The organism is Streptomyces sulfonofaciens, from assembly GCF_014656295.1.
GTDB lineage: Bacteria > Actinomycetota > Actinomycetes > Streptomycetales > Streptomycetaceae > Streptomyces > Streptomyces sulfonofaciens.
In genome coordinates, this window is the sequence record NZ_BNCD01000001.1 from 461367 (window position 1) to 481735 (window position 20369).

Genomic DNA, 20369 nt, shown 5'->3' on the forward strand with positions numbered 1-20369 from the left:
GGTCACCCTTTCCTTAACGCGCGGTGGAGGTGTACGGCAGCAGCGCCATCTCACGGCTGTTCTTGACGGCCGTGGCGACGTCACGCTGGTGCTGCGTGCAGTTGCCGGTCACGCGGCGGGCACGGATCTTGCCGCGGTCGGAAATGAACTTCCGCAGCATGTTCGTGTCCTTGTAGTCCACGTACGTGACCTTGTCCTTGCAGAATGCGCAGACCTTTTTCTTGGGCTTGCGCACAGGCGGCTTCGCCATGGTGTTTCTCCTGTGTGATCAAGAAGTGTGGGGTACGGGCCCTTAGAAGGGGGGCTCGTCCGAGTAGCCGCCGCCGCTGCTGGAGCCACCGCCCCAGCCGCCGCCACCGCCGCCCTGGCCACCGCCGGCCGGCGCTCCGGTCGCCCAGGGGTCGTCGGCAGGCGCGCCGCCGCCACCCTGCTGACCGCCACCGGGGCCACCGCCCCAGCCGCCGCCCTGCTGGCCGCCACCGCCGCCGCCCCCGTAACCACCCTGGCCGCTGCGGCCGGTGGTCTTGGTGACCTTGGCCGTGGCGTTGCGCAGGCTCGCCCCGACCTCTTCGACGTCGAGCTCGTAGACCGTGCGCTTGACGCCCTCCCGGTCTTCGTACGACCGCTGCTTCAGCCGGCCCTGCACGATGACGCGCATGCCCCTCTGGAGCGATTCGGCGACGTTCTCCGCCGCCTGGCGCCAGACCGAGCAGGTGAGGAAGAGGCTCTCGCCGTCCCGCCACTCATTGGTCTGACGGTCGAAGGTACGCGGGGTGGACGCGACACGGAACTTCGCGACCGCCGCACCGGAAGGGGTGAAGCGCAGCTCGGGGTCGTCGACAAGATTGCCGACGACCGTGATGACGGTCTCGCCTGCCATGGGGAACCTCTCGGCGGGTTTGCTGCTGGCTTGTGCTGCTACTCGGTGCCCGAGCGCCGCTGAGCCGTCCGGCTCAGTGCGTCTCGGGACGGAGGACCTTGGTCCGGAGGACCGACTCGTTCAGGTTCATCTGGCGGTCGAGCTCCTTGACGACCGCAGGCTCGGCCTGCAGGTCGATGACCGAGTAGATGCCCTCGGGCTTCTTCTTGATCTCGTACGAGAGACGACGACGGCCCCAGGTGTCGACCTTCTCGACCTTGCCGTTGCCCTCGCGGACGACGGACAGGAAGGTCTCGATCAGCGGGGAGACAGCGCGCTCCTCGAGATCGGGGTCGAGGATGACCATCACCTCGTAATGACGCATGTGTAACCCACCTCCTTTGGACTCAGCGGCCACGGTCGTTCCGTGGCAGGAGGGTCGTGATGCGTACGCACCGGTTTCTGCGAGTAAATCAGCCGCCACTGACATCGCCATGCCGACTGGATGTCCCGCGGGGGAGTACCCGGGCCATGGCCTGGGCAGACACCGATGCAGACGGTACAGCCTACCCGTACACCGGCTTCCGGTTGAAATCCGGCACCGGCGACCCGCAGTCTGTATCCGACGGGTGTGTATGGCACTACGATGCGCTGCTCTCTTGCGGGAGGTGCCCTCCATGGCACATGCAATGCGGTCAAACGCCGTTTCGTCCCTCCTCTCCACGGACGGCAAGCCCCACCCCCTCCAGGACACCCTGCTCGTGGTGACGCTGGTCCTGGGAGCGACCGCGGCCATTTCCTCGATCTTCACCGGGCTCCACCTGCTCAGTTCCTGGACGGGGCTGATCGGGGTGCTCACGGGTGGCTACGGGCAGTTCATCTCCGAGACGACGCGGGCCCGCTTCGGGCTGATCCTCGGCATGGGGGCGGCCGCGGTCGGCCTCCTCATCGGCATGGCGCACGGCGGCCTCTTCGGCGGCCTCATCGGCTGACCGCCGCTTTGGGCAGGTGCCCTCCGCTCCGCCCCGGCACAGCGGTGGAGCGAGGTCCGGCATGCCCGGACAAGGCGCTTACCGGGCGCAGTAGGCTTCGGCGCGAGAGCCGGAGCCCCTGACCCCATGGGGACACACCAGCCCAAGGAGCGTCCCGAATGAGCCTGACGTTGAGGACCATCAGTCGTGAGCAGCATCTGGCCCACATCCAGAGCCTGCCCGCGGCCAGTCACATGCAGGTTCCGGCCTGGGCCGACGTCAAGGCGGAGTGGCGCGCGGAGAACCTGGGGTGGTTCGACGACAGAACGAATGAGCTGGTCGGTAGCGGTCTGGTGCTGTACCGGCAGTTGCCCAAGATCAAGCGGTACCTCGCCTATCTGCCCGAGGGTCCGGTGATCAACTGGTATGCGCCGAACCTCGACGAGTGGCTGCGGCCGATGCTCGCGCACCTCAAGCAGCAGGGCGCGTTCTCGGTGAAAATGGGGCCGCCGGTGGTGATCCGGCGCTGGGACGCCGCCTCGATCAAGCAGGGCATCCAGAGCCCGGACGTCAAGAGGCTGCGGGACATCGAGGCGGACGTCATCGAGCCGCGCGCCTTCGAGGTCGCCGACCGGCTGCGGCGCATGGGCTGGCAGCAGGGCGAGGACGGCGGCGCCGGCTTCGGCGACGTACAGCCCCGCTACGTCTTCCAGGTGCCGCTGGCGAACCGCTCCCTGGAAGAGGTCCACAAGAACTTCAACCAGTTGTGGCGACGCAACATCAAGAAGGCCGAGAAGGCGGGAGTCGAGGTCGTCCAGGGCGGCTACGACGATCTCGCCGAATGGCAGCGGCTCTACGAGATCACGGCCGAGCGGGACCGCTTCCGGCCCAGGCCCCTCGGATACTTCCAGCGGATGTGGACCGCGCTGAACACCGAGGACCCCAACCGCATGCGGCTGTACTTCGCGCGGCACAACGGGGTGAACCTGTCCGCCGCGACCATGCTGGTCGTGGGCGGGCACGTCTGGTACTCCTACGGGGCGTCCGACAACATCGGGCGCGAGGTGCGACCGTCGAACGCGATGCAGTGGCGGATGCTGCGCGACGCCTACGCACTCGGCGCGACCGTCTACGACCTCCGGGGAATCAGCGACTCCCTGGACGAGGCCGACCATCTCTTCGGACTGATCCAGTTCAAGGTGGGCACGGGTGGGCAGGCTGCCGAGTACCTCGGCGAATGGGACTTCCCACTCAACAAACTGCTGCACAAGGCGCTCGACATATACATGTCGCGCCGCTGAGCACAGCAGGAGTCGGCACCCGGCCCACAAGGCCCCCGGCGGCGGTGACCGAGGCCACCGGAGCAAACGAGGGTCACGTCGGCTTTCCGGCGTATCCGGCAGAATTTCCGTCCATACATGTCATACACCGCAGACACGAGAAGGGTTCCGGGACCGGCCATGGCGCTCACGCTGTACGTCGACACCGCGCGCTGGCGGGCACATCACAAGCACGTGCTGGAGCAGTTCCCCGGGCTGGTCCCGGTCTGCAAGGGCAATGGCTACGGCTTCGGTCACGAACGTCTCGCGGAAGAGGCGACACGCTTCGGCTCGGACGTCCTCGCCGTCGGTACCACCTACGAGGCGGCCCGGATCAAGGACTGGTTCAGTGGTGACCTGCTGGTGCTCACGCCCTTCCGCCGCGGTGAGGAGCCGGTACCGCTGCCCGACCGGGTCATCAGGTCCGTCTCGTCCGTGGACGGGGTGCACGGCCTCGTCGGTGCCCGCGTCGTCATCGAGGTCATGTCGTCGATGAAGCGGCACGGTGTGAACGAGCGCGACCTCCCGCTGCTGCACGCGGCCATCGAGGACGTCCGGCTGGAGGGGTTCGCGATCCACCTGCCGCTGGACCGCACCGACGGCTCCGACGCCGTCGAGGAGGTCATCGGCTGGATGGACCGGCTTCGCGCGGCCCGGCTGCCGCTGCATACCATGTTCGTCAGCCATCTCAAGGCGATGGAGCTGGCCCGCCTCCAGCAGCAGTTCCCGCAGACCCGCTTCCGCGCCCGGATCGGCACCCGGCTCTGGCTCGGGGACCACGAGGCGACCGAGTACCGCGGTGCCGTCCTCGATGTCACCCGGGTCGCCAAGGGCGACCGCTTCGGCTACCGGCAGCAGAGGGCCGCCTCCGACGGCTACCTGGTGGTGGTCGCGGGCGGTACGTCGCACGGGGTGGGCCTGGAAGCGCCGAAGGCCCTGCACGGCGTGATGCCGCGTGCCAAGGGCGTCGCCCGCGCCGGCCTGGCGACGGTCAACCGCAACCTCTCCCCGTTCGTCTGGGCGGGCAAGCAGCGTTGGTTCGCCGAGCCGCCGCACATGCAGGTGTCCATCCTGTTCGTGCCGGCCGAGGGCTCCCCGGAGCCCAAGGTGGGCGATGAGCTGGTGGCCCATCTGCGGCACACCACGACGCAGTTCGACCGGCTGGTCGACCGGTAAGCCGGCGGCGGGCCCTTTCTGGGTATCCGCTACGTGTCCGTGCGCCCGCCTCCCTTGCGGCCTCCTGCACGCCCGTAGGGGCGTGCCCACAGGGGTGCGCCCGCCAAGGCCCCGCCGCTCACTCCCACCGGTGCCCCTCCGCGGCCTCCGGCGGGTTGTTCCCCCAGTGCACCGACGGCCCTCCTACCGGAGGGGCTCCTGCCGCGTGTGCCGCATGCCTGGGCGGGTGGGCGGCCTGGCCGAGGACGAAGACGTCCTCGGCCCCGTCCAGCACACCGCCCGAGGGATCGTCGTCGCCGGAGCGCCGCACCGGATCCCGCTCGGGCAGCAGTACGTCACGCACCACCACCGCACAGAGGTAGAGGGTGCCCAGCAGGTGCACGGCGATGGCCAGGTGGTACCCGTCGGTGGGCAGGCCGCGGTGCTTGTCGCCGCTGGTCGTGTAGGCGAGGTACATCCAGATACCCAGGAAGTACGCCGTCTCGCAGGCCTGCCAGATCAGGAAGTCCCGCCAGCGGGGGCGGGCCAGCGCCGCCAGGGGGATCAGCCACAGCACGTACTGCGGTGAGTAGACCTTGTTCGTCAGGATGAAGGCGGCCACCACCAGGAGGGCCAACTGGGCGAAGCGGGGCCTGCGGGGAGCGGTGAAGGTCAGGGCCGCGATGCCCGCGCAGGCCGCCGCCATCAGCACCATGGCGAGGGTGTTCACGGTGTCGGTGCCCAGCGGACTGCTCATCCGCTGGGACAGGATCAGCCAGAAGGATCCGAAGTCCACGCCGCGCTCCTGGCTGAACGTGTAGAACTTCGCCCAGCCCTCCGGGGCCAGCAGCAGCACCGGAAGGTTCACCGCCAGCCACGCCACGGCCGCGCCCGTGACCGCGATCCGGTACTGGCGCCAGGCGCCTGCCCGCCAGCACAGCAGGAGCAGCGGCCCCAGCAGCAGCGCGGGATAGAGCTTGGCAGCGGTCGCCAGGCCCAGCAGCACACCGAACGCCAGCGAGCGCTCACGGGCCCACATCAGCATCGCCCCGGCCGTGAGGGCCACGGCGAGCAGGTCCCAGTTGATGGTGGCGGTCAGGGCCAGGGCGGGCGCCAGAGCGACCAGCAGGCCGTCCCAGGGGCGGCGCCGGTGGGTGCGGGTGACGCAGACGGCGACGAAGGCCGCGCAGACCATCAGCATCCCGGCGTTGACCAGCCAGTACACCTGCTCCCGGTGCTGCATGGTGCCGCCACCCGGAGTGAGCCAGGAAGCCGCCTCCATGAACACTCCGGTGAGGACCGGATACTCAAGGTAGTCCATATCGCCGGACAGCCGGTCGAAGTACGGCACGAGGCCGTCGGCGAAGCCCCGACCCTGGTAGAGGTGGGGGACATCGGAGTAGCAGGCATGGGTGTACTGGGAGCTGGCCCCGAAGAACCAGGCACCGTCGTAGCACGGGAACTTCTGCACCATGCCCAGCGCGAACATCCCCAGCATCACCAGCGCGATGACCCGCACCGGAGTCCACCAGGACGCTCCCCGAAGCGCCCGTAGCCCCATGGGACCGCCGAGCAGCTCACTGCCGGCCGCAGCGACCTCGTCCTCCCTGGTCGGCCGCACGGCCTCCGGCTGCTGGACGCTCGTGGGCATCATCTCTGCACTGGGCATGCCGCCCATCCTGCCGTACGCGTCCGGGGAACCCTAAGAAGCCCGGAGAGGGGCCGCGGCAAGAGCCGTCAGCGCCGGGAAGGAACCGCGAAGAAGGGGGGCAGGGGGAAGGCAGGGGGAGGGCAGGAGGAGCGCGAACAGGACGGGAGGCCGGAAAAGGAGCGGGCGGTCGGACTGGCGGAAGGAGCCGGGAACGGGACGAGGGCCGCCCCAGGGGGACGGCCCTCGTTTCACGTGAAACACCGGCTACTGCCGGCCATCACCGGCTCAGCCTGATGGTCCTCCGAAGAGTCCACCACCGTCTTCGCCGCCGTTGCCGCCATTACCGCCACCGTTCTTGCCACCTCCGGTGTCGGTACCGCCGGTATCGGTGCCGGTCGTGGTGCCTCCGGTGTCGGTACCGCCGGTGGTGCCTCCGGTGTCCGTGCCGCCGTTCTCCGTACCGCCATTGTTGTTTCCGCCGTCACAGGGCCACCAGGGGCCGCAGGACTGGCTTTCCGACGGGCTCGGGGAGTCCGACGGGCCGGAATCGGACGGGGTGGGGCTGGGCGAGTTGTCCGGGCTGGCCGTGTCCGAGGGTGTCACCGACGGCGACGGTGTGGCGCCCACGACCTCACCGATGGGCTGCGGCTTGGCGAAGGGCACGGGCGGCACGCCCTGGAGCGCCTTGGACATGTAGTCATGCCAGATCTCGGCCGGGAACGAGGCGCCGTGGATCTTCTCCTGGCCGCCCGTGCCGAACATCTCCAGGAACTCGCGCTTCTTGTTCTTCTCGTTGTCGTCGAGGCGGTACATGGAGATCGCCGTGGACAGTTGCGGGGTGTATCCGGCGAACCACGCGGACTTGTTGCCGTCCGTCGTACCCGTCTTGCCCGCGACTTCCCGCCCCGGCAGCTTGGCCGCAGTACCGGTTCCCGCGTCGACGACGGTCTTCAGTACATCGGTGACATTGTCGGCGACCTCCGGAGTGAAGGCCTGCTTGACCTTGTCCGTGTGCCGGTAGGTGACTTCCCCGTCCTCCTTGACCTGCTTGACCGAGAACGGGTCACGCTGCTGGCCGTGGGTCGCGAAGGTCCCGTAGGCGCCGGCGATCCGGATGGCACTGGGGTCGGAGGTGCCGATCGAGAACGAGGGGAAGGCGGAGCTTGCGAGGCTGCTCTCCAGGATGCCTGCATCGAGAGCGGACTGCTTGACCTTGTCCAGACCGACGTCCATGCCGAGCTGGACGTACGGGGAGTTCACCGACTCCCGCATGGCCTCGCGGAGGGTGATGAGGTAGTCGGGCTTCTTCCCGAACGACTCGTCGCCGTCGTTGGTCTGCAGCCACTCCTTGCCGTCCCGGTCCTGCCAGACCGACCCGTCGTAGTTTCTGATCTTGAGCTTGTTCATGCCGTTGTACAGGCTCTTCGGCGAGGCGATGGTGCGTTCGTCGGCGCCTTGGTCGGGCCCGTCGTGCGGGTTTCGCACACCGTCCCTCATGGCCGCTGCCAGTACGAAGGGCTTGAACGTCGAACCGACGAGGGCACCTGTCTGGTCGGCGTTGTCGGTGAAGTGCTTGGTGGCGTCCTCACCGCCGTAGATGGCCTCGATCGCCCCTGTCTTGGGATTGACGGAGGCGGCACCGAACTGCACGTGCGTATCCGTCTTCGGGCGCAGCTCGGGCTTGATGTTCGCCTTGCGGACCTTGTCGACGGAGGTCTGCAGCTCCTGGACCCTCTTCTTGTCGAAGGTCGTGTAGATCTGGTAGCCGCCGCGCTCGAGGTTGCTCTCCGGGATGTGGGCGTTGTTGACGATGTAGCCGTTGGCCAGATCGACCAGGTAACCGATCTGCCCGCGCTGGGTGTTGGACCGGGGGGTGTGCAGCTCGGGGAACTCGGTGTACTTGGCACGCTCCGCGGCGCTCATATGGCCGAACTTGACTTCCAGGTCAAGGATGTCGGTCCAGCGCTTCACGGCGCGCGCCCTGTTCGCCTCCGGGGTGGCGGCGGGATCGATGTTCGTCGCGCCCGCCGGGTCGTAGTACGTGGCGCCCTTCAGGGTCGCGGCCAGGAAGGCGCACTGGCTCGGGTTGAGCTTCGAGGCGTCCACGTTGTAGTACGCACGCGCGGCGGCCTGGATCCCGTAGGCACCGCGTCCGTAGTACGCGGTGTTCAGGTACCCCGCCAGGATCTCGCTCTTGGGGACCCGGGCGCCCACCTTGATCGAGATGAAGAATTCCTTGAACTTACGGCTGAAGGTCTGGGCCTGGTCGTCGAGCCGGGCGTTCTTCACGTACTGCTGGGTGATGGTGGAGCCACCCTGGGTCTCACCGCCCTTGGCCATGTTGAGCAGCGCGCGGGCGATACCCGTCGGGTCGACGCCCTTGTCCGTCCAGAACGTCTTGTTCTCGGCGGAGATCACGGCCCAGCGCATCGCCTCGGGGATGTCCTCGTACTTGAGGATCTGCCGGTTGGCACTGCCGCCCGTGGCGACCATCTCGGTGCCGTCGGACCAGTAGTAGACGTTGTTCTGGGCCTTGGCCGATTTGGCCTCGTCCGGCACGCCCACCATCGCGTACGCGATGCCCGCGACCGCCATGATGCCGCCGAAGAAGGTGATGCACATGCCGGTCACCAGGCGCCACGACGGCATCCAGCGCGCCCACCCGTACCTGTCGGAGCGCGGGTAGTCGATGAACCGCTTCCTGGGCGCGGGGCCGCGGCCCTTGCCGCGCCCAGGCCCGTTCGGGCCGCCCGGTCCTCCCGGGCCGCCGGGACCGCCACCGCGGCCGCGCCCGCCGCGGCCGGCGCCGTCGGCGGCTCTGCGCCGACCGCCGCGCTGTGCTGCGCGCCGGGCCGCAGCCCTGCCTTCGTAGGGCGGCTCGCTTCCGGCATCCGGACCGTACGAGTCGTATGAATCGTATGAATCGGAAGGTGTTCCGGTGGTGCTTCGGGGGGCCGCTCGGCGACTTGGCGGCGCACTGGGCGTGCCACGGCGGGCCGCGGCACGTCCGCCACCCCCTGGCTGAGGCGATTTGCGACGGTGCTCGCTCATCGAAGAACTACTCCTCGGGCAGGCGCTGGTCCGCCTGGACACGACAACGGTTTTCCGGCTTCCCCCCACATACGGATGTGGCCTGATCGGCGTCCACCCGCGGTGCACCAGGGAGAACGACGATAGGGGGACGTCACTCGGTTCCCGGTGGTCTGCATGGCGCACAGACTACGCACCGTCAAAGCCCTCGGAAGACACAAGGGGCCCCTAATCCAGGCATCTTGTTTCCCATGAATCACCGATGTGACGCCGTTCACGGTTGTCCCTCTTGTCGCGTCCGGCAGGCCGTTCTATCGTCGAGATGTATCGAGTCGATACATCAGCACGAGATAAGCGCGGATCCGGGCACCGGATCCCCCACCGTGCGGGCGTCCGTACGGACCGGCCGCGCCGACAGCACAGACGCGGCACAGCCAGACCGTGCAGAAGGAGGCGACCATGAGCCGACGCTCCGGCATCCTTGAGTTCGCCATCCTCGGTCTGCTCCGCGAGTCCCCAATGCACGGCTATGAGCTGCGCAAACGACTCAATACATCGCTGGGGGTGTTCCGTGCGTTCAGCTACGGGTCGCTCTACCCCTGCCTGAAGACTCTGGTCGGCCAGGGCTGGTTGATCGAGGAACCGGGCAGCACACCGCAGGACGCCCTCGCCACCCCGCTCGCGGGCCGCCGGGCCAAGATCGTCTACCGGCTGACCGCGGAGGGCAAGGAGCACTTCGAGGAGCTGCTCTCGCAGACCGGGCCCGACGCCTACGAGGACGAGCACTTCGCCGCCCGTTTCGCCTTCTTCGGACAGACGTCACGGGATGTGCGCATGCGCGTACTGGAGGGTCGCCGCAGCCGGCTGGAGGAGCGGCTGGAGAAGATGCGCGCCTCCCTGGCCCGCACCCGGGAGCGTCTCGACGGCTACACGCTGGAGCTGCAACGCCACGGCATGGAGTCGGTCGAGCGCGAGGTGCGCTGGCTGAACGAGCTCATCGAGAGCGAGAGAGCGGGTCGGGAACGGCCTCGGGATGCCGATGCCGCTTCCCCCACGGGGGATGCCGCTCAGCAGGACACATCAGGGACACCGGGCGGCCTGCCCCGGTCCGGGGAGACCCGGCCGGATCCGTCCGATGGCCCCACCTCATGAGGACCTGCACGTCCGCAGGCCCTCATCCGCAGGATCGACAACACAGGGAGCAACCGGTATGGGTTCGGTACGCGTAGCCATCGTGGGCGTGGGCAACTGCGCCGCATCGCTGGTGCAGGGCGTCGAGTACTACAAGGACGCCGACCCGAAGAGCAGGGTCCCGGGTCTGATGCACGTCCAGTTCGGCGACTACCACATCAGCGACGTCGAATTCGTCGCGGCTTTCGACATCGACGCCAAGAAGGTCGGTCTCGACCTCGCGGACGCCATCGGGGCCAGCGAGAACAACACCATCACGTTCGCCGACGTGCCGCGCACCGGGGTGTCCGTCCAGCGCGGCCACACGCTCGACGGCCTCGGCAAGTACTACCGCGAGACCATCGACGAGTCCCCTGAGGCGCCGGTCGACGTGGTCCAGGTCCTGAGGGACAAGCAGGTAGACGTCCTCGTCTGCTACCTCCCGGTCGGTTCCGAGGACGCCGCGAAGTACTACGCCCAGTGCGCCATCGACGCGAAGGTCGCCTTCGTCAACGCCCTGCCTGTCTTCATCGCCGGGACCAAGGAGTGGGCGGACAAGTTCACCGAGGCCGGCGTGCCGATCGTCGGTGACGACATCAAGTCTCAGGTGGGTGCCACCATCACGCACCGCGTCCTGGCGAAGCTGTTCGAGGACCGCGGCGTCATCCTGGATCGCACCATGCAGTTGAACGTCGGCGGCAACATGGACTTCAAGAACATGCTGGAGCGTGAGCGGCTGGAGTCCAAGAAGATCTCCAAGACGCAGTCCGTCACCTCGCAGATCCGCGACCGCGAACTGGGTGCCGACAACGTCCACATCGGCCCGTCCGACTACGTGGCCTGGCTCGACGACCGCAAGTGGGCCTACGTCCGTCTGGAGGGCCGTGCCTTCGGCGACGTCCCGCTGAACCTGGAGTACAAGCTCGAGGTCTGGGACTCGCCGAACTCGGCCGGCGTCATCATCGACGCCCTGCGCGCCGCGAAGATCGCCAAGGACCGCGGCATCGGCGGTCCCATCCTCTCCGCGTCCTCGTACTTCATGAAGTCCCCGCCGGTGCAGTACTTCGACGACGAGGCCCGCGAGAACGTGGAGAAGTTCATCAGGGGCGAGGTCGAGCGCTGACTCCGCTCCCGGCACGGCTACGGGAGTCCAACGCCCGGTTCACCGGCGTTGACCTGCCGTGAGCGGTGAAGGGGCCCCGGGCCGTGCGCCCGGGGCCCCTGCTGTGCGCCGGTGTGTGTGAGGCTGTGATCCATGGCTGTCGTCGGTGACCTGCGTGCACTCCTGCGCTTCGGGGGCTTTCGTCGGCTGCTCGCCGTACGGCTGCTGTCCCAGGGGGCCGACGGTGTCTACCAGGTCGCGCTGGCCGCCCATGTCGTCTTCTCGCCCGAGAAGGAGACCTCGGCGGGCGCCATCGCCTCCGCCATGGCCGTCCTGCTGCTGCCGTACTCGCTCGTCGGGCCCTTCGCCGGGGTCCTGCTGGACCGCTGGCAGCGCCGACAGGTCTTCCTGCACGGCAATCTGCTGCGTGCGCTGCTCGCCGCCACCACGGCCGCTCTCATGGCGACCACCGCCCCCGGCTGGCTCTTCTACGCCTCCGCCCTCTGCGTCACGGCCGTGAACCGTTTCGTCCTCGCCGGCCTGTCCGCGGCACTGCCCCGGGTCGTCGACGCGGAACGGCTGGTGGTGGCCAACTCCCTGTCCCCCACCGCCGGCACCCTCGCGGCAACCGTCTGCGGCGGACTCGCGTTCGTCGTCCGGTTGGCCGGAGCCGACTCCGACGCCGCCGTGGTGCTGCTGGCCGCGGCGCTCTATCTGGCGTCGGCGCTGGCGGCACTGCGCTTGGGCCGCGCCCAACTAGGCCCCGGCGCCGCGGACATCCGGCCCGGTCTCGGCGCCGCGCTCGCCGGCACGGCACGAGGTCTCGCGGCGGGCGTACGGCATCTGGCGGCGCCGCGGTGCCGACCTGCGGCCCGGGCGCTGCTGGCGATGACGCTGATGCGGTTCTGCTACGGCGCACTGACCGTCATGGTGCTGATGCTCTGCCGGTACGCGTGGCCGGCCGGCCACGGGGCACTGACCGGCCGGAGCGGTGGGCTTGCGCTGCTGGGGCTGGCGGTGGGGCTCTCGGGTGCCGGGTTCTTCGTCGCGGCCGTACTGACGCCCTCGGCGGTGGCACTGCTGGGTGCCGCGGGGTGGATCACCGCCTGTGCGGGGTCGGCCGCGGTCCTGGTGCCGGCGCTCGGCCTGCCCTTCGCTCCGGTGCCGCTGCTGATCGCCGCCTTCGTCCTGGGGCTGGTCACGCAGGGAGCGAAGATCTCCACGGACACCGTGGTACAGGCATCCGTCGACGACCGCTTCCGTGGCCGGACCTTCTCCCTGTACGACGTGCTCTTCAACGTCGCCTTCGTCGGCGCCGCGGGAGTGGCCGCACTGATCCTTCCGCCCGACGGCCGATCCGTCCCCCTCCTGGTCACCGTGGCCGCCGTCTACGCGGTCATTACGGGGTCGATGGCCCGTTTTGGGGCACGGTAAGTGTCACATCAATGCCACAGACCCCTTCTTGAGCGCAGAGTTCCGAGGCGCGCCCGGTAACTTACGTGGGTCTTATCCGCGCCAATGCGCCAAAATTTCAAGGGGGACCCCCGTGAGTACGCCGCCGCCCCAAGGCCAGAACCCATATGCCCAGGCACCGAACGCCTACGGGCAGCAGCCGCCGCCTCCGCAGGGAGGCTACGGCTACCCGCCGCAGCAGGGGCAGCAGCCGGGCATGCCGCCGGGGCCCTCGCCGTACATCAATCAGGGTGCGCCGCTGCCGCCGGCGCCCCCGCGCCGGAGCAGGAAGTCGGTTCTGCGCATAGCCGGCTTCGCGGTGGTCGCCGTCGTGGCCATCGGCGGTTGGTACGCCAGCAGGGACGACGCGAAGACCGCAAGCGTCGGCGACTGCATGCACCGCGGCAGCACCAACGACACCAACCCCGATCTGGAGGTTGTCGACTGCAACGACGCCAAGGCGCAGTACAAGGTGCTCGCCAAGATCGATGGCACCTTCACCTCCACGGAGGCGGACGCCAAGTGCGTAGCAGCGGCAAAGGACTTCCAGTACGCCTACACCGAGACCGGTGGCGGCAACAGCTTCCTGCTCTGCCTGAAGGACTACAAGTAAGAGCCTTCGGCGCGAAGGGGTACACAAAGGAGTTCGCGCCGGAGGAGCGGCCCTCAGAGCGGTCCTCAGCATGAACGAGGGGCCGATGTTTCACGTGAAACATCGGCCCCTCGTCGTGTGCGAAGTGATGTTTCACGTGAAACATCGGCCGTCGCGACCCCTGGCCGCCCCCGACCACTCCTTGGTTCTGCCGTCGCGAGCCTTCCTCAGCCCTCCGTGGGGGAGCCTGCCTCCTGGGCCTTCCACCACGCCAGGAGAGCCTCCACTGCCCGGTCGTGTTCCATCGGCCCGTTCTCCAGACGCAGCTCCAGCAGGAACTTGTAGGCCTCACCGACCACCGGCCCCGGAGGAACGTCCAGGATCTTCATGATCTGGTTGCCGTCGAGATCGGGACGGATGGCGTCCAGCTCTTCCTGCTCCTGGAGCTGAGCAATGCGCTCTTCCAGGCCGTCGTAGGCACGGGAGAGGGCGCTCGCCTTGCGCCTGTTCCGCGTGGTGCAGTCCGAGCGGGTCAGCTTGTGCAGCCGGGACAGCAGCGGGCCGGCGTCCCGGACATAGCGACGCACGGCAGAGTCCGTCCACTCTCCGGTGCCATAGCCATGGAAGCGGAGATGGAGTTCGACCAGGCGTGAGACGTCCTTCACCATGTCGTTGGAGTACTTCAGCGCGGTCAGCCGCTTCTTGGTCAGCTTCGCGCCCACCACTTCATGGTGGTGGAAGGAGACCCGGCCGTCCTTCTCGAAGCGGCGGGTCCTCGGCTTGCCGATGTCATGCAGGAGTGCGGCCAGCCGCAGGGTGAGGTCCGGGCCGTCCTCTTCCAGAGCCATGGCCTGTTCGAGAACGGTCAGTGTGTGCTCGTAGACGTCCTTGTGCCGGTGGTGTTCATCGCGTTCGAGACGGAGGGCGGGCAGCTCGGGCAGGACATGCCCGGCAAGGCCGGTATCGACCAGCAGCGTCAGGCCCTTGCGGGGATGGGCGGAGAGGACCAGCTTGTTGAGCTCGTCCCGTACCCGCTCCGCGGAGACGATCTCGATGCGCTCGGCCATGGCCTTCATGGCCGAGACGACCTCCGGAGCCACGTCGAACTCCAACTGGGCGGCGAAGCGCGCGGCACGCATCATCCGCAGCGGATCATCCGAGAACGACGCCTCCGGAGTGCCCGGAGTACGCAGCACCCTCGCCGCCAGGTCCCTGAGCCCGCCATGCGGATCGATGAACCGTTTCTCGGGGAGGGACACCGCCATGGCGTTCACGGTGAAGTCGCGGCGGACGAGGTCCTCCTCGATGGAGTCGCCGTAGGAGACCTCGGGCTTACGAGAGGTGCGGTCGTACGACTCCGACCGGAAAGTCGTGATCTCGATCTGGAAAGTCTGATCAGTCCCCTCCACATGGCCGGTCTTGTGGCAGCCCACGGTGCCGAAGGCGATCCCCACCTCCCAGAGCGCGTCCGCCCAGGGCCGGACGATCTTCAGTACGTCATGGGGGCGGGCATCGGTCGTGAAGTCCAGATCATTGCCCAGCCGGCCCAACAGCGCGTCCCTGACCGAGCCCCCCACCAGCGAGAGGGAGAACCCGGCCGCCTGGAACCGGCGGGCGAGATCATCGGCGACGGGGGACACCCGCAGCAGTTCGCTGACCGCGCGGTGCTGCACCTGGCTCAGGGCACTGGACTTGTCTTCGTTGGCGTTCGGCACAACAGAAAAGGGTACGTGCCCACGGTCCCGCGTCGCGCCTTCCAGAGGCCCTCAGCGGCCGACCGGGGACCCGGGGCGGCCCGGCGCACCCGCTGGTCCCGGTACCCTGCCCGCACGGGTCGAGTGATCGCGTGGGGTGGTGCGCGGCACGTCGCCACAGCGAGCCTCGTTACCATGCGGGGAACGGTTTCCCACGAGCGCGGACACGCGCGGGCGGGACACCCACGACCACTGACGACGACGAGGACGGGCGAGCGCGTGGCCGAGGCGGCAGACTTCCAGGGGACGAGTGCCTCGGCCGCCCGACGGTGGCTGCGGCGGACGGGGGCGGTGCTCGCAGGAGCACCGCTCGTCATGGGCCTGGCGCTGCACTCTCCCACCCAGGCGGCCGCCGGCACCGCCGGTGCCACTCCCCTGCGGGGCGCGGGCGCCCAGGCGGCGCAGAAGACCGCGCCCACCGGTTCGGGGACCGTGGACGTGGCACTGGACTCGCTCTCACCGAGCACGCCGACCGCAGGGGACACCCTGAAGGTGTCAGGCACGCTCACCAACAAGGGCCGGCGCTCGATCTCCGCCGCCTCCGTGGCACTGCGCGTGGGCCCCGTCCTGGGCGGGCGTTCCGCGATCGAGGCGGTGTCGAAGCACATGGCCTTCGGAGCGGGTCCCGAGGGCTCGGGGATCGACGACAAGTACACGAAGAAGGTCGCCGGGCTCGCTCCCGGCGTCGCCCAGCCCTTCACCCTCTCCGTTCCCGTCAGCAAGCTGCATCTCGGCTCCGACGGGGTCTACCAGCTCGGCGTCACCCTGACCGGGAAGACCGCCGCACAGCCCTGGCAGCAGGTGCTCGGCGTGGAGCGGACCGTCCTTCCCTGGCAGCACGAGCCCGCTGGGTCCAAGACCAGGACTACCTATCTCTGGCCGCTGATCTCCGCCACGCACGTCACCGCGGAGACGGGCTCCGACGAGCAGCAGACGCCCGTCTTCCACGACGATTCACTGGCCAAGGAGATCGCTCCGGGCGGCCGGCTCCAGCAGATGCTCTCGCTGGGCAGCAAGCTCGACGTGACCTGGGTCATCGACCCGGACCTGCTGGCGTCCGTCGACGCGATGACCCGGAACTACCGGGTTCAGCAGCCGGACGGCACCACCAAGCCCGGCACCAACCAGGCGGTGGCCAAGCAGTGGCTGAACGACCTGGAGAAGGCCGTGGCCGGCGCGAAGGTCGTCGCCCTGCCGTTCGGCGACCCCGACCTCGCCTCGCTCGCCCACACCGGCAAGAACGTCTCCGGTTCGCTGGGCCACCTCCAGGACGCCACCGATGTGGCAGCCATCACCGTGGAGACGGTGCTCCACGTGAAACCGGACACCGGCTTCGCCTGGCCCGCCGACGGGGCCGTGGACCCGTCCATCATCGATGTCGCCACCTCGGCGGGCGCCCATGCGGTGATCGCCCGTAGCGACAGCTTCCGTGAGGCGGGCACCCTGCCCTACACGCCCACGGCCGCCCGGCCCATCGGCGGCGGTACGACGGCGGTGGTGGCCGACGCGGGCCTGTCGAAGGCGTTCCAGGGCGATATGACACGCGCCGAGAACTCCACCCTGGCCGTGCAGAGCTTCCTGGCCCAGAGCCTGATGATCAGGCAGCAGGCTCCTGACAAGCAGCGCAGCATCGTGGTGGCCCCGCAGCGCACGCCCAGCGCCAGCCAGGCCCAGACGATGGCCAGGGCGGTCCAGGCACTCCAGAACGGGGGCTGGTCCCAGCCGCAGGACCTGGCGGCGGCGGCCAAGGCCAAGCCCGACCCGAGTGCCACCACCCACGTACCGTCGGCCCGCTCGTACCCGGCGGCGCTGCGCCGGCAGGAGATCCCGAAGCGCGCCTTCGAAGCCATCGAGAGGACCGAGCACACGCTCGACGGCTTCAAGGTGATCCTCACGGACTCCTCCCGAGTCGTCACCCCCTTCGGACGGGCCATGGACCGCGAGATGTCCACGTCCTGGCGGGGGCACGCGGCGGACGCCAGGACCTTCCGCAGGGGCGTCACCTCGTATCTGGACGGCCTCACCAAGGGCGTGCGGCTGATCGACAAGTCCGAGACCAAGCTCTCGGGCCGCAGCGCCACGATTCCGGTGACGGTGCAGAACGCCCTGGTGCAGGGCGCGGACCACCTGACGCTGCGGCTCACCTCGTCCAAGCCCACCCGCCTCAAGATCGGTAACGGCGCCTACGCGGAACAGCCGGTGAAGGTCAGCGGCGGCCACAGCCAGTCCGTGAAGTTCACCACCACCGCCAACGCCAACGGCCCCGTGCCGGTGGTCGCGCAGCTCTACACCGAGGACGGGCAGCCCTACGGCGCTCCGGTCACCTTCGACGTGGACGTAACCGAGATCACAGCCACGGTGATGCTGGTCATCGCCGGTGGCGTGCTGCTGCTCGTCCTCGCCGGGTTCCGTATGTACACGCAGCGCAAGCGCGCGGCGGCCAGGGAGGCCGGCGGCGACCTCGAAGGTCCCGGGGGCAGCCCTGGGGGCGGTGAGGGGGCGGGCCCCGCGGACGGTGCGGCGAAGGCCGTCACACCGTCGGACGAGGCCGCAGGGAGCACGCCGGGGACCGGCGCTGCGACTGCCTCCACCTCCGGTGCCACGACGGGCGACGGCAGCCGGGCCACGGCCCCGGCAGGCGATGGAACCACCTCGGACACCCTTCAGAAGTCACGGGTCGCGGGCCCTGAGCAGCCGAGTGACCCGGCACCGGACACCGCGCCGGAAAGCACCGACCCGTCCGGGACGGGTGAGAGAGTGGACCGTTGAGCGATGTCGTGGCCGGGCCGGCCGGGGACGATGAGGTGGGGTATCCATGAACGCGCCGTACGACGGTGACCGTGGCCAGGGCACGGGCGGTCCACCCGCCGGCGACCCCTACCCCGGCACGCCCGAGCCCGGCTACCCCGGCACCGCCGAGTCCGGCCCCCGAGGCACCCATGATCCCGGCCGTCCGGGCACACCCGGCCCCGCCGGCACGGCCGCCTACGAGCCGGGGCACGCCGGTGCTCCCGGGCACCCCGGCACCGGACGCCACGCCGCTCCCGGCAGCGGTCGCCCCGGCCCGGACCCCCGGATGCCGCAGCAGCAGACCGCGGACATGTACGTCCAGGACGCCTACGCTCAGGACCCCTACCGCGGACAGGACCCCACCCTCCACGACCCGGTCGCCGAGGCTCTCTACGACCGTGCGGCGCACCTGCCGCCTGCCCCCGGCGGCTACCCGGCCCCGCAGGGCCCCTACCCCCCTCCGCCCGCCCCCGACCGGTCCGAGCATCCGCAGATGTGGGCCGCGCGGGGCCAGGGGCCCGGGCCGGAGGGCCCCGGCCACACCGGCCGCACCGGACACACCGGGCCCTACGGCGACGACGCGCGTACGACGCAGTACCTGGGCGCCGACGGCCCGATGGGGGACGCGGGCCGGGAGAGCCCGCAGCAGGACGCCTTCGCGTACCTCTTCCGCGACCAGCAGTACGACGCCACGCGCCCGGCCGACCCCCGCGCGACCCCTGTGGCTGCCTCGGCGCCGGTCGAGGCCACCGGACCAGGCAGGCCGGGCGGACCGTCCGTGCCCGCCGGCCCGCTCGGCGGCGGCACGGACGTGCCCGATGCCTCCCCCGCGCCGGCCCCTGCTCCGGCGCCCGCGCCGAAGGCCGGGGGGCGCGCCTCCAGCATCCTGAAGTCCAGCGCCGTCATGGCAGCCGGCACGATGGTGTCCCGTCTCACCGGGTTCGTCCGCACCATCGTGATCACGGCCGCACTGGGCGCGGGAACACTCGGCGACAGCTTCACCATCGCCTACACCCTGCCGACGATGGTGTACATCCTCACCGTCGGCGGCGGTCTGAACTCGGTCTTCGTTCCGCAGCTTGTGCGGTCCATGAAGGAGGACGACGACGGCGGCGAGGCCTACGCGAACCGGCTGCTGACGCTGGTGATGGTCACCCTCGCCGTGATCACCGCCGTCGTCGTGCTGGCGGCTCCCTACCTGATCCGCCTCCAGTCCCCCACGATCGCCGACAACGTGGCGGCCAACAGCGTCTCCGTCGCCTTCGCCCGCTACTGCCTGCCCACCATCTTCTTCATGGGCATCCATGTGGTCATGGGCCAGATCCTGAACGCCCGCGGCAGGTTCGGCGCGATGATGTGGACCCCGGTCCTCAACAACATCGTCATGATCGCCGCCTTCGGGTCCTTCATCTGGGTCTACGGCACCTCTGCGCACACCCGGATGGGCGTGCAGACGATCCCGCCGGAAGGCATGCGGCTGCTGGGCGTCGGCACCCTGCTCGGCCTGGTCGTACAGGCGCTGGCCATGATCCCGTATCTGCGGGAGGCCGGTTTCCGCTTCCGCCCGCGCTTCGACTGGCGCGGCCACGGCCTCGGCAAGACGGTGGCACTGGCGAAGTGGACCATACTGTTCGTCCTGGCCAACCAGGCGGGCCTGATCGTCGTCACCGAACTGTCCACCGCGGCCGGCAAGACCTCCGGCGTGGACGGCACCGGCTTCCTCGCCTACAGCAACGCCCAGCTCATCTGGGCGATGCCGCAGGCCATCATCACCGTCTCCGTGATGGCCGCGCTGCTCCCGCGCATCTCACGGGCCGCCGCTGACGGCGACCTGGGAGCGATCCGTGACGACATCTCGCACGGCCTGCGCAACTCGGCCGTGGTGATCGTGCCGATCTCCTTCGCCTTCGTCGCCCTAGGCGTCCCGATGTGCACGCTCCTGTACGGATCGAGCAGCACAGAGGCCGCCATGTCCATGGGCTACATCCTGATGGCCTTCGGAGTGGGGCTGATCCCGTACTCGGTCCAGTACGTCGTCCTGCGTGGCTTCTACGCCTTCGAGGACACCCGTACGCCGTTCTACAACACGGTGATCGTGGCGATCGCCAATGCCGCCGTCTCGGGCCTGTGTTACCTCCTCCTCCCCGCCAGGTGGGCGGTCGTGGGCATGGCTGGCGCCTACGGGCTGGCTTACGCCATCGGGGTGGGCGTCGCCTGGCGGCGGCTGAGCAAGCGGCTCGGCGGCGATCTGGACGGTGCGCACGTGCTGCGCAGCTACGCGCGGCTGTGCATGGCATCGATCCCCGCGGCTCTGATCGGCGGGGCACTGGGGTTCCTGATCAACCGGGCGCTGGGACACGGCGTGCTGGGCTCGGTGGCGGCCCTGGTCGGCGGCGGTATCGCACTGGTCGCGGTCTTCGTCCTGGCCGCCCGCCGTATGCGCGTCCAGGAGCTGAACTCGGTACTCGGCATGGTCAGGGGCAGACTCGGGCGCTGAGCTCCGGCGACAGCTCCGGGTGGGGGT

At 69.2% G+C, this 20369-nt stretch carries 15 protein-coding genes; 9 read left to right on the top strand and 6 right to left on the bottom strand.

Translation table 11 applies throughout. The features are described 5' to 3' along the window. Positions 1 to 13 precede the first annotated feature (13 nt). The 3 genes from rpsR to rpsF all read right to left on the bottom strand — a co-directional run bounded on the left by rpsR (position 14) and on the right by rpsF (position 1244). Positions 14 to 250: a 30S ribosomal protein S18 gene (gene rpsR / locus IE313_RS01825; RefSeq protein ID WP_003949403.1), complete on the bottom strand. Its 237-nt coding sequence runs from the start codon at positions 248 to 250 to the stop codon at positions 14 to 16. A gap of 42 nt (positions 251 to 292) precedes the next feature. After that, positions 293 to 880: a single-stranded DNA-binding protein gene (locus IE313_RS01830; RefSeq protein WP_189929048.1), complete on the bottom strand. Its 588-nt coding sequence runs from the start codon at positions 878 to 880 to the stop codon at positions 293 to 295. A gap of 73 nt (positions 881 to 953) precedes the next feature. Continuing rightward, on the bottom strand, positions 954 to 1244 hold the full coding sequence (rpsF, locus tag IE313_RS01835) for a 30S ribosomal protein S6 (RefSeq protein WP_189929049.1): 291 nt from the start codon (positions 1242 to 1244) through the stop codon (positions 954 to 956). 292 nt (positions 1245 to 1536) lie between these two features. Between rpsF and IE313_RS01840 the strand changes: the two genes are divergently transcribed. The 3 genes from IE313_RS01840 to IE313_RS01850 all read left to right on the top strand — a co-directional run bounded on the left by IE313_RS01840 (position 1537) and on the right by IE313_RS01850 (position 4325). After that, positions 1537 to 1851, top strand: coding sequence for a hypothetical protein (locus IE313_RS01840; RefSeq protein WP_189929050.1), 315 nt, complete (start codon positions 1537 to 1539; stop codon positions 1849 to 1851). 158 nt (positions 1852 to 2009) lie between these two features. Beyond that, entirely contained in the window at positions 2010 to 3131 is a 1122-nt protein-coding gene (locus IE313_RS01845) for a lipid II:glycine glycyltransferase FemX (protein WP_189929051.1), read from the top strand. A gap of 159 nt (positions 3132 to 3290) precedes the next feature. Continuing rightward, the gene (locus IE313_RS01850; RefSeq protein WP_189929284.1) at positions 3291 to 4325 is read left to right on the top strand and encodes an alanine racemase; all 1035 of its coding nucleotides are present in this window, start codon (positions 3291 to 3293) and stop codon (positions 4323 to 4325) included. Positions 4326 to 4443: 118 nt separating this feature from the next. Here the strand turns inward: IE313_RS01850 and IE313_RS01855 are convergent, their stop codons facing one another. Both IE313_RS01855 and IE313_RS01860 read right to left on the bottom strand, forming a co-directional pair. Continuing rightward, on the bottom strand, positions 4444 to 5973 hold the full coding sequence (locus IE313_RS01855) for a glycosyltransferase family 87 protein (RefSeq protein ID WP_373316891.1): 1530 nt from the start codon (positions 5971 to 5973) through the stop codon (positions 4444 to 4446). Positions 5974 to 6240: 267 nt separating this feature from the next. Next, positions 6241 to 9006 carry a transglycosylase domain-containing protein gene (locus tag IE313_RS01860; protein WP_189929053.1) on the bottom strand — a complete coding sequence of 922 codons (2766 nt, stop codon included), beginning with the start codon at positions 9004 to 9006 and terminating at the stop codon, positions 6241 to 6243. A 438-nt stretch (positions 9007 to 9444) separates the two neighbouring features. On the opposite strand from IE313_RS01860, the gene IE313_RS01865 reads away from it, so the two are divergent. The 4 genes from IE313_RS01865 to IE313_RS01880 all read left to right on the top strand — a co-directional run bounded on the left by IE313_RS01865 (position 9445) and on the right by IE313_RS01880 (position 13322). Then, positions 9445 to 10137, top strand: a complete 693-nt coding sequence (locus IE313_RS01865) for a PadR family transcriptional regulator (RefSeq protein ID WP_189929054.1) — start codon at positions 9445 to 9447, stop codon at positions 10135 to 10137. Between the two features lie 58 nt (positions 10138 to 10195). Next, entirely contained in the window at positions 10196 to 11278 is a 1083-nt protein-coding gene (locus tag IE313_RS01870; protein WP_189929055.1) for an inositol-3-phosphate synthase, read from the top strand. 132 nt (positions 11279 to 11410) lie between these two features. Further along, positions 11411 to 12691: an MFS transporter gene (locus tag IE313_RS01875; protein WP_189929056.1), complete on the top strand. Its 1281-nt coding sequence runs from the start codon at positions 11411 to 11413 to the stop codon at positions 12689 to 12691. Positions 12692 to 12803: 112 nt separating this feature from the next. Next, complete coding sequence (locus IE313_RS01880; RefSeq protein ID WP_189929057.1) at positions 12804 to 13322, top strand: LppU/SCO3897 family protein; 519 nt, start codon at positions 12804 to 12806, stop codon at positions 13320 to 13322. Positions 13323 to 13528: 206 nt separating this feature from the next. On the opposite strand, the gene IE313_RS01885 is transcribed toward IE313_RS01880, so the two are convergent. Further along, on the bottom strand, positions 13529 to 15016 hold the full coding sequence (locus tag IE313_RS01885) for a CCA tRNA nucleotidyltransferase (RefSeq protein WP_189929058.1): 1488 nt from the start codon (positions 15014 to 15016) through the stop codon (positions 13529 to 13531). A 258-nt stretch (positions 15017 to 15274) separates the two neighbouring features. On the opposite strand from IE313_RS01885, the gene IE313_RS01890 reads away from it, so the two are divergent. Continuing rightward, on the top strand, positions 15275 to 17824 hold the full coding sequence (locus IE313_RS01890; protein ID WP_189929059.1) for a DUF6049 family protein: 2550 nt from the start codon (positions 15275 to 15277) through the stop codon (positions 17822 to 17824). A 331-nt stretch (positions 17825 to 18155) separates the two neighbouring features. After that, positions 18156 to 20342, top strand: coding sequence for a murein biosynthesis integral membrane protein MurJ (gene murJ / locus IE313_RS01895; RefSeq protein ID WP_444546247.1), 2187 nt, complete (start codon positions 18156 to 18158; stop codon positions 20340 to 20342). Positions 20343 to 20369: the final 27 nt, after the last annotated feature.

What these genes read in the sequence shown, in the direction of transcription:
- IE313_RS01860 (WP_189929053.1), bottom strand. Translation starts at nt 9,006, where the DNA reads ATGAGCGAGCACCGTCGCAAATCGCCTCAGCCAGGGGGTGGCGGACGT.
- IE313_RS01855 (WP_373316891.1), bottom strand. Translation starts at nt 5,973, where the DNA reads ATGCCCAGTGCAGAGATGATGCCCACGAGCGTCCAGCAGCCGGAGGCC.
- IE313_RS01865 (WP_189929054.1), top strand. Translation starts at nt 9,445, where the DNA reads ATGAGCCGACGCTCCGGCATCCTTGAGTTCGCCATCCTCGGTCTGCTC.
- IE313_RS01850 (WP_189929284.1), top strand. Translation starts at nt 3,291, where the DNA reads ATGGCGCTCACGCTGTACGTCGACACCGCGCGCTGGCGGGCACATCAC.
- murJ (WP_444546247.1), top strand. Translation starts at nt 18,156, where the DNA reads ATGTACGTCCAGGACGCCTACGCTCAGGACCCCTACCGCGGACAGGAC.
- rpsF (WP_189929049.1), bottom strand. Translation starts at nt 1,244, where the DNA reads ATGCGTCATTACGAGGTGATGGTCATCCTCGACCCCGATCTCGAGGAG.
- IE313_RS01840 (WP_189929050.1), top strand. Translation starts at nt 1,537, where the DNA reads ATGGCACATGCAATGCGGTCAAACGCCGTTTCGTCCCTCCTCTCCACG.
- rpsR (WP_003949403.1), bottom strand. Translation starts at nt 250, where the DNA reads ATGGCGAAGCCGCCTGTGCGCAAGCCCAAGAAAAAGGTCTGCGCATTC.
- IE313_RS01845 (WP_189929051.1), top strand. Translation starts at nt 2,010, where the DNA reads ATGAGCCTGACGTTGAGGACCATCAGTCGTGAGCAGCATCTGGCCCAC.
- IE313_RS01875 (WP_189929056.1), top strand. Translation starts at nt 11,411, where the DNA reads ATGGCTGTCGTCGGTGACCTGCGTGCACTCCTGCGCTTCGGGGGCTTT.
- IE313_RS01870 (WP_189929055.1), top strand. Translation starts at nt 10,196, where the DNA reads ATGGGTTCGGTACGCGTAGCCATCGTGGGCGTGGGCAACTGCGCCGCA.
- IE313_RS01830 (WP_189929048.1), bottom strand. Translation starts at nt 880, where the DNA reads ATGGCAGGCGAGACCGTCATCACGGTCGTCGGCAATCTTGTCGACGAC.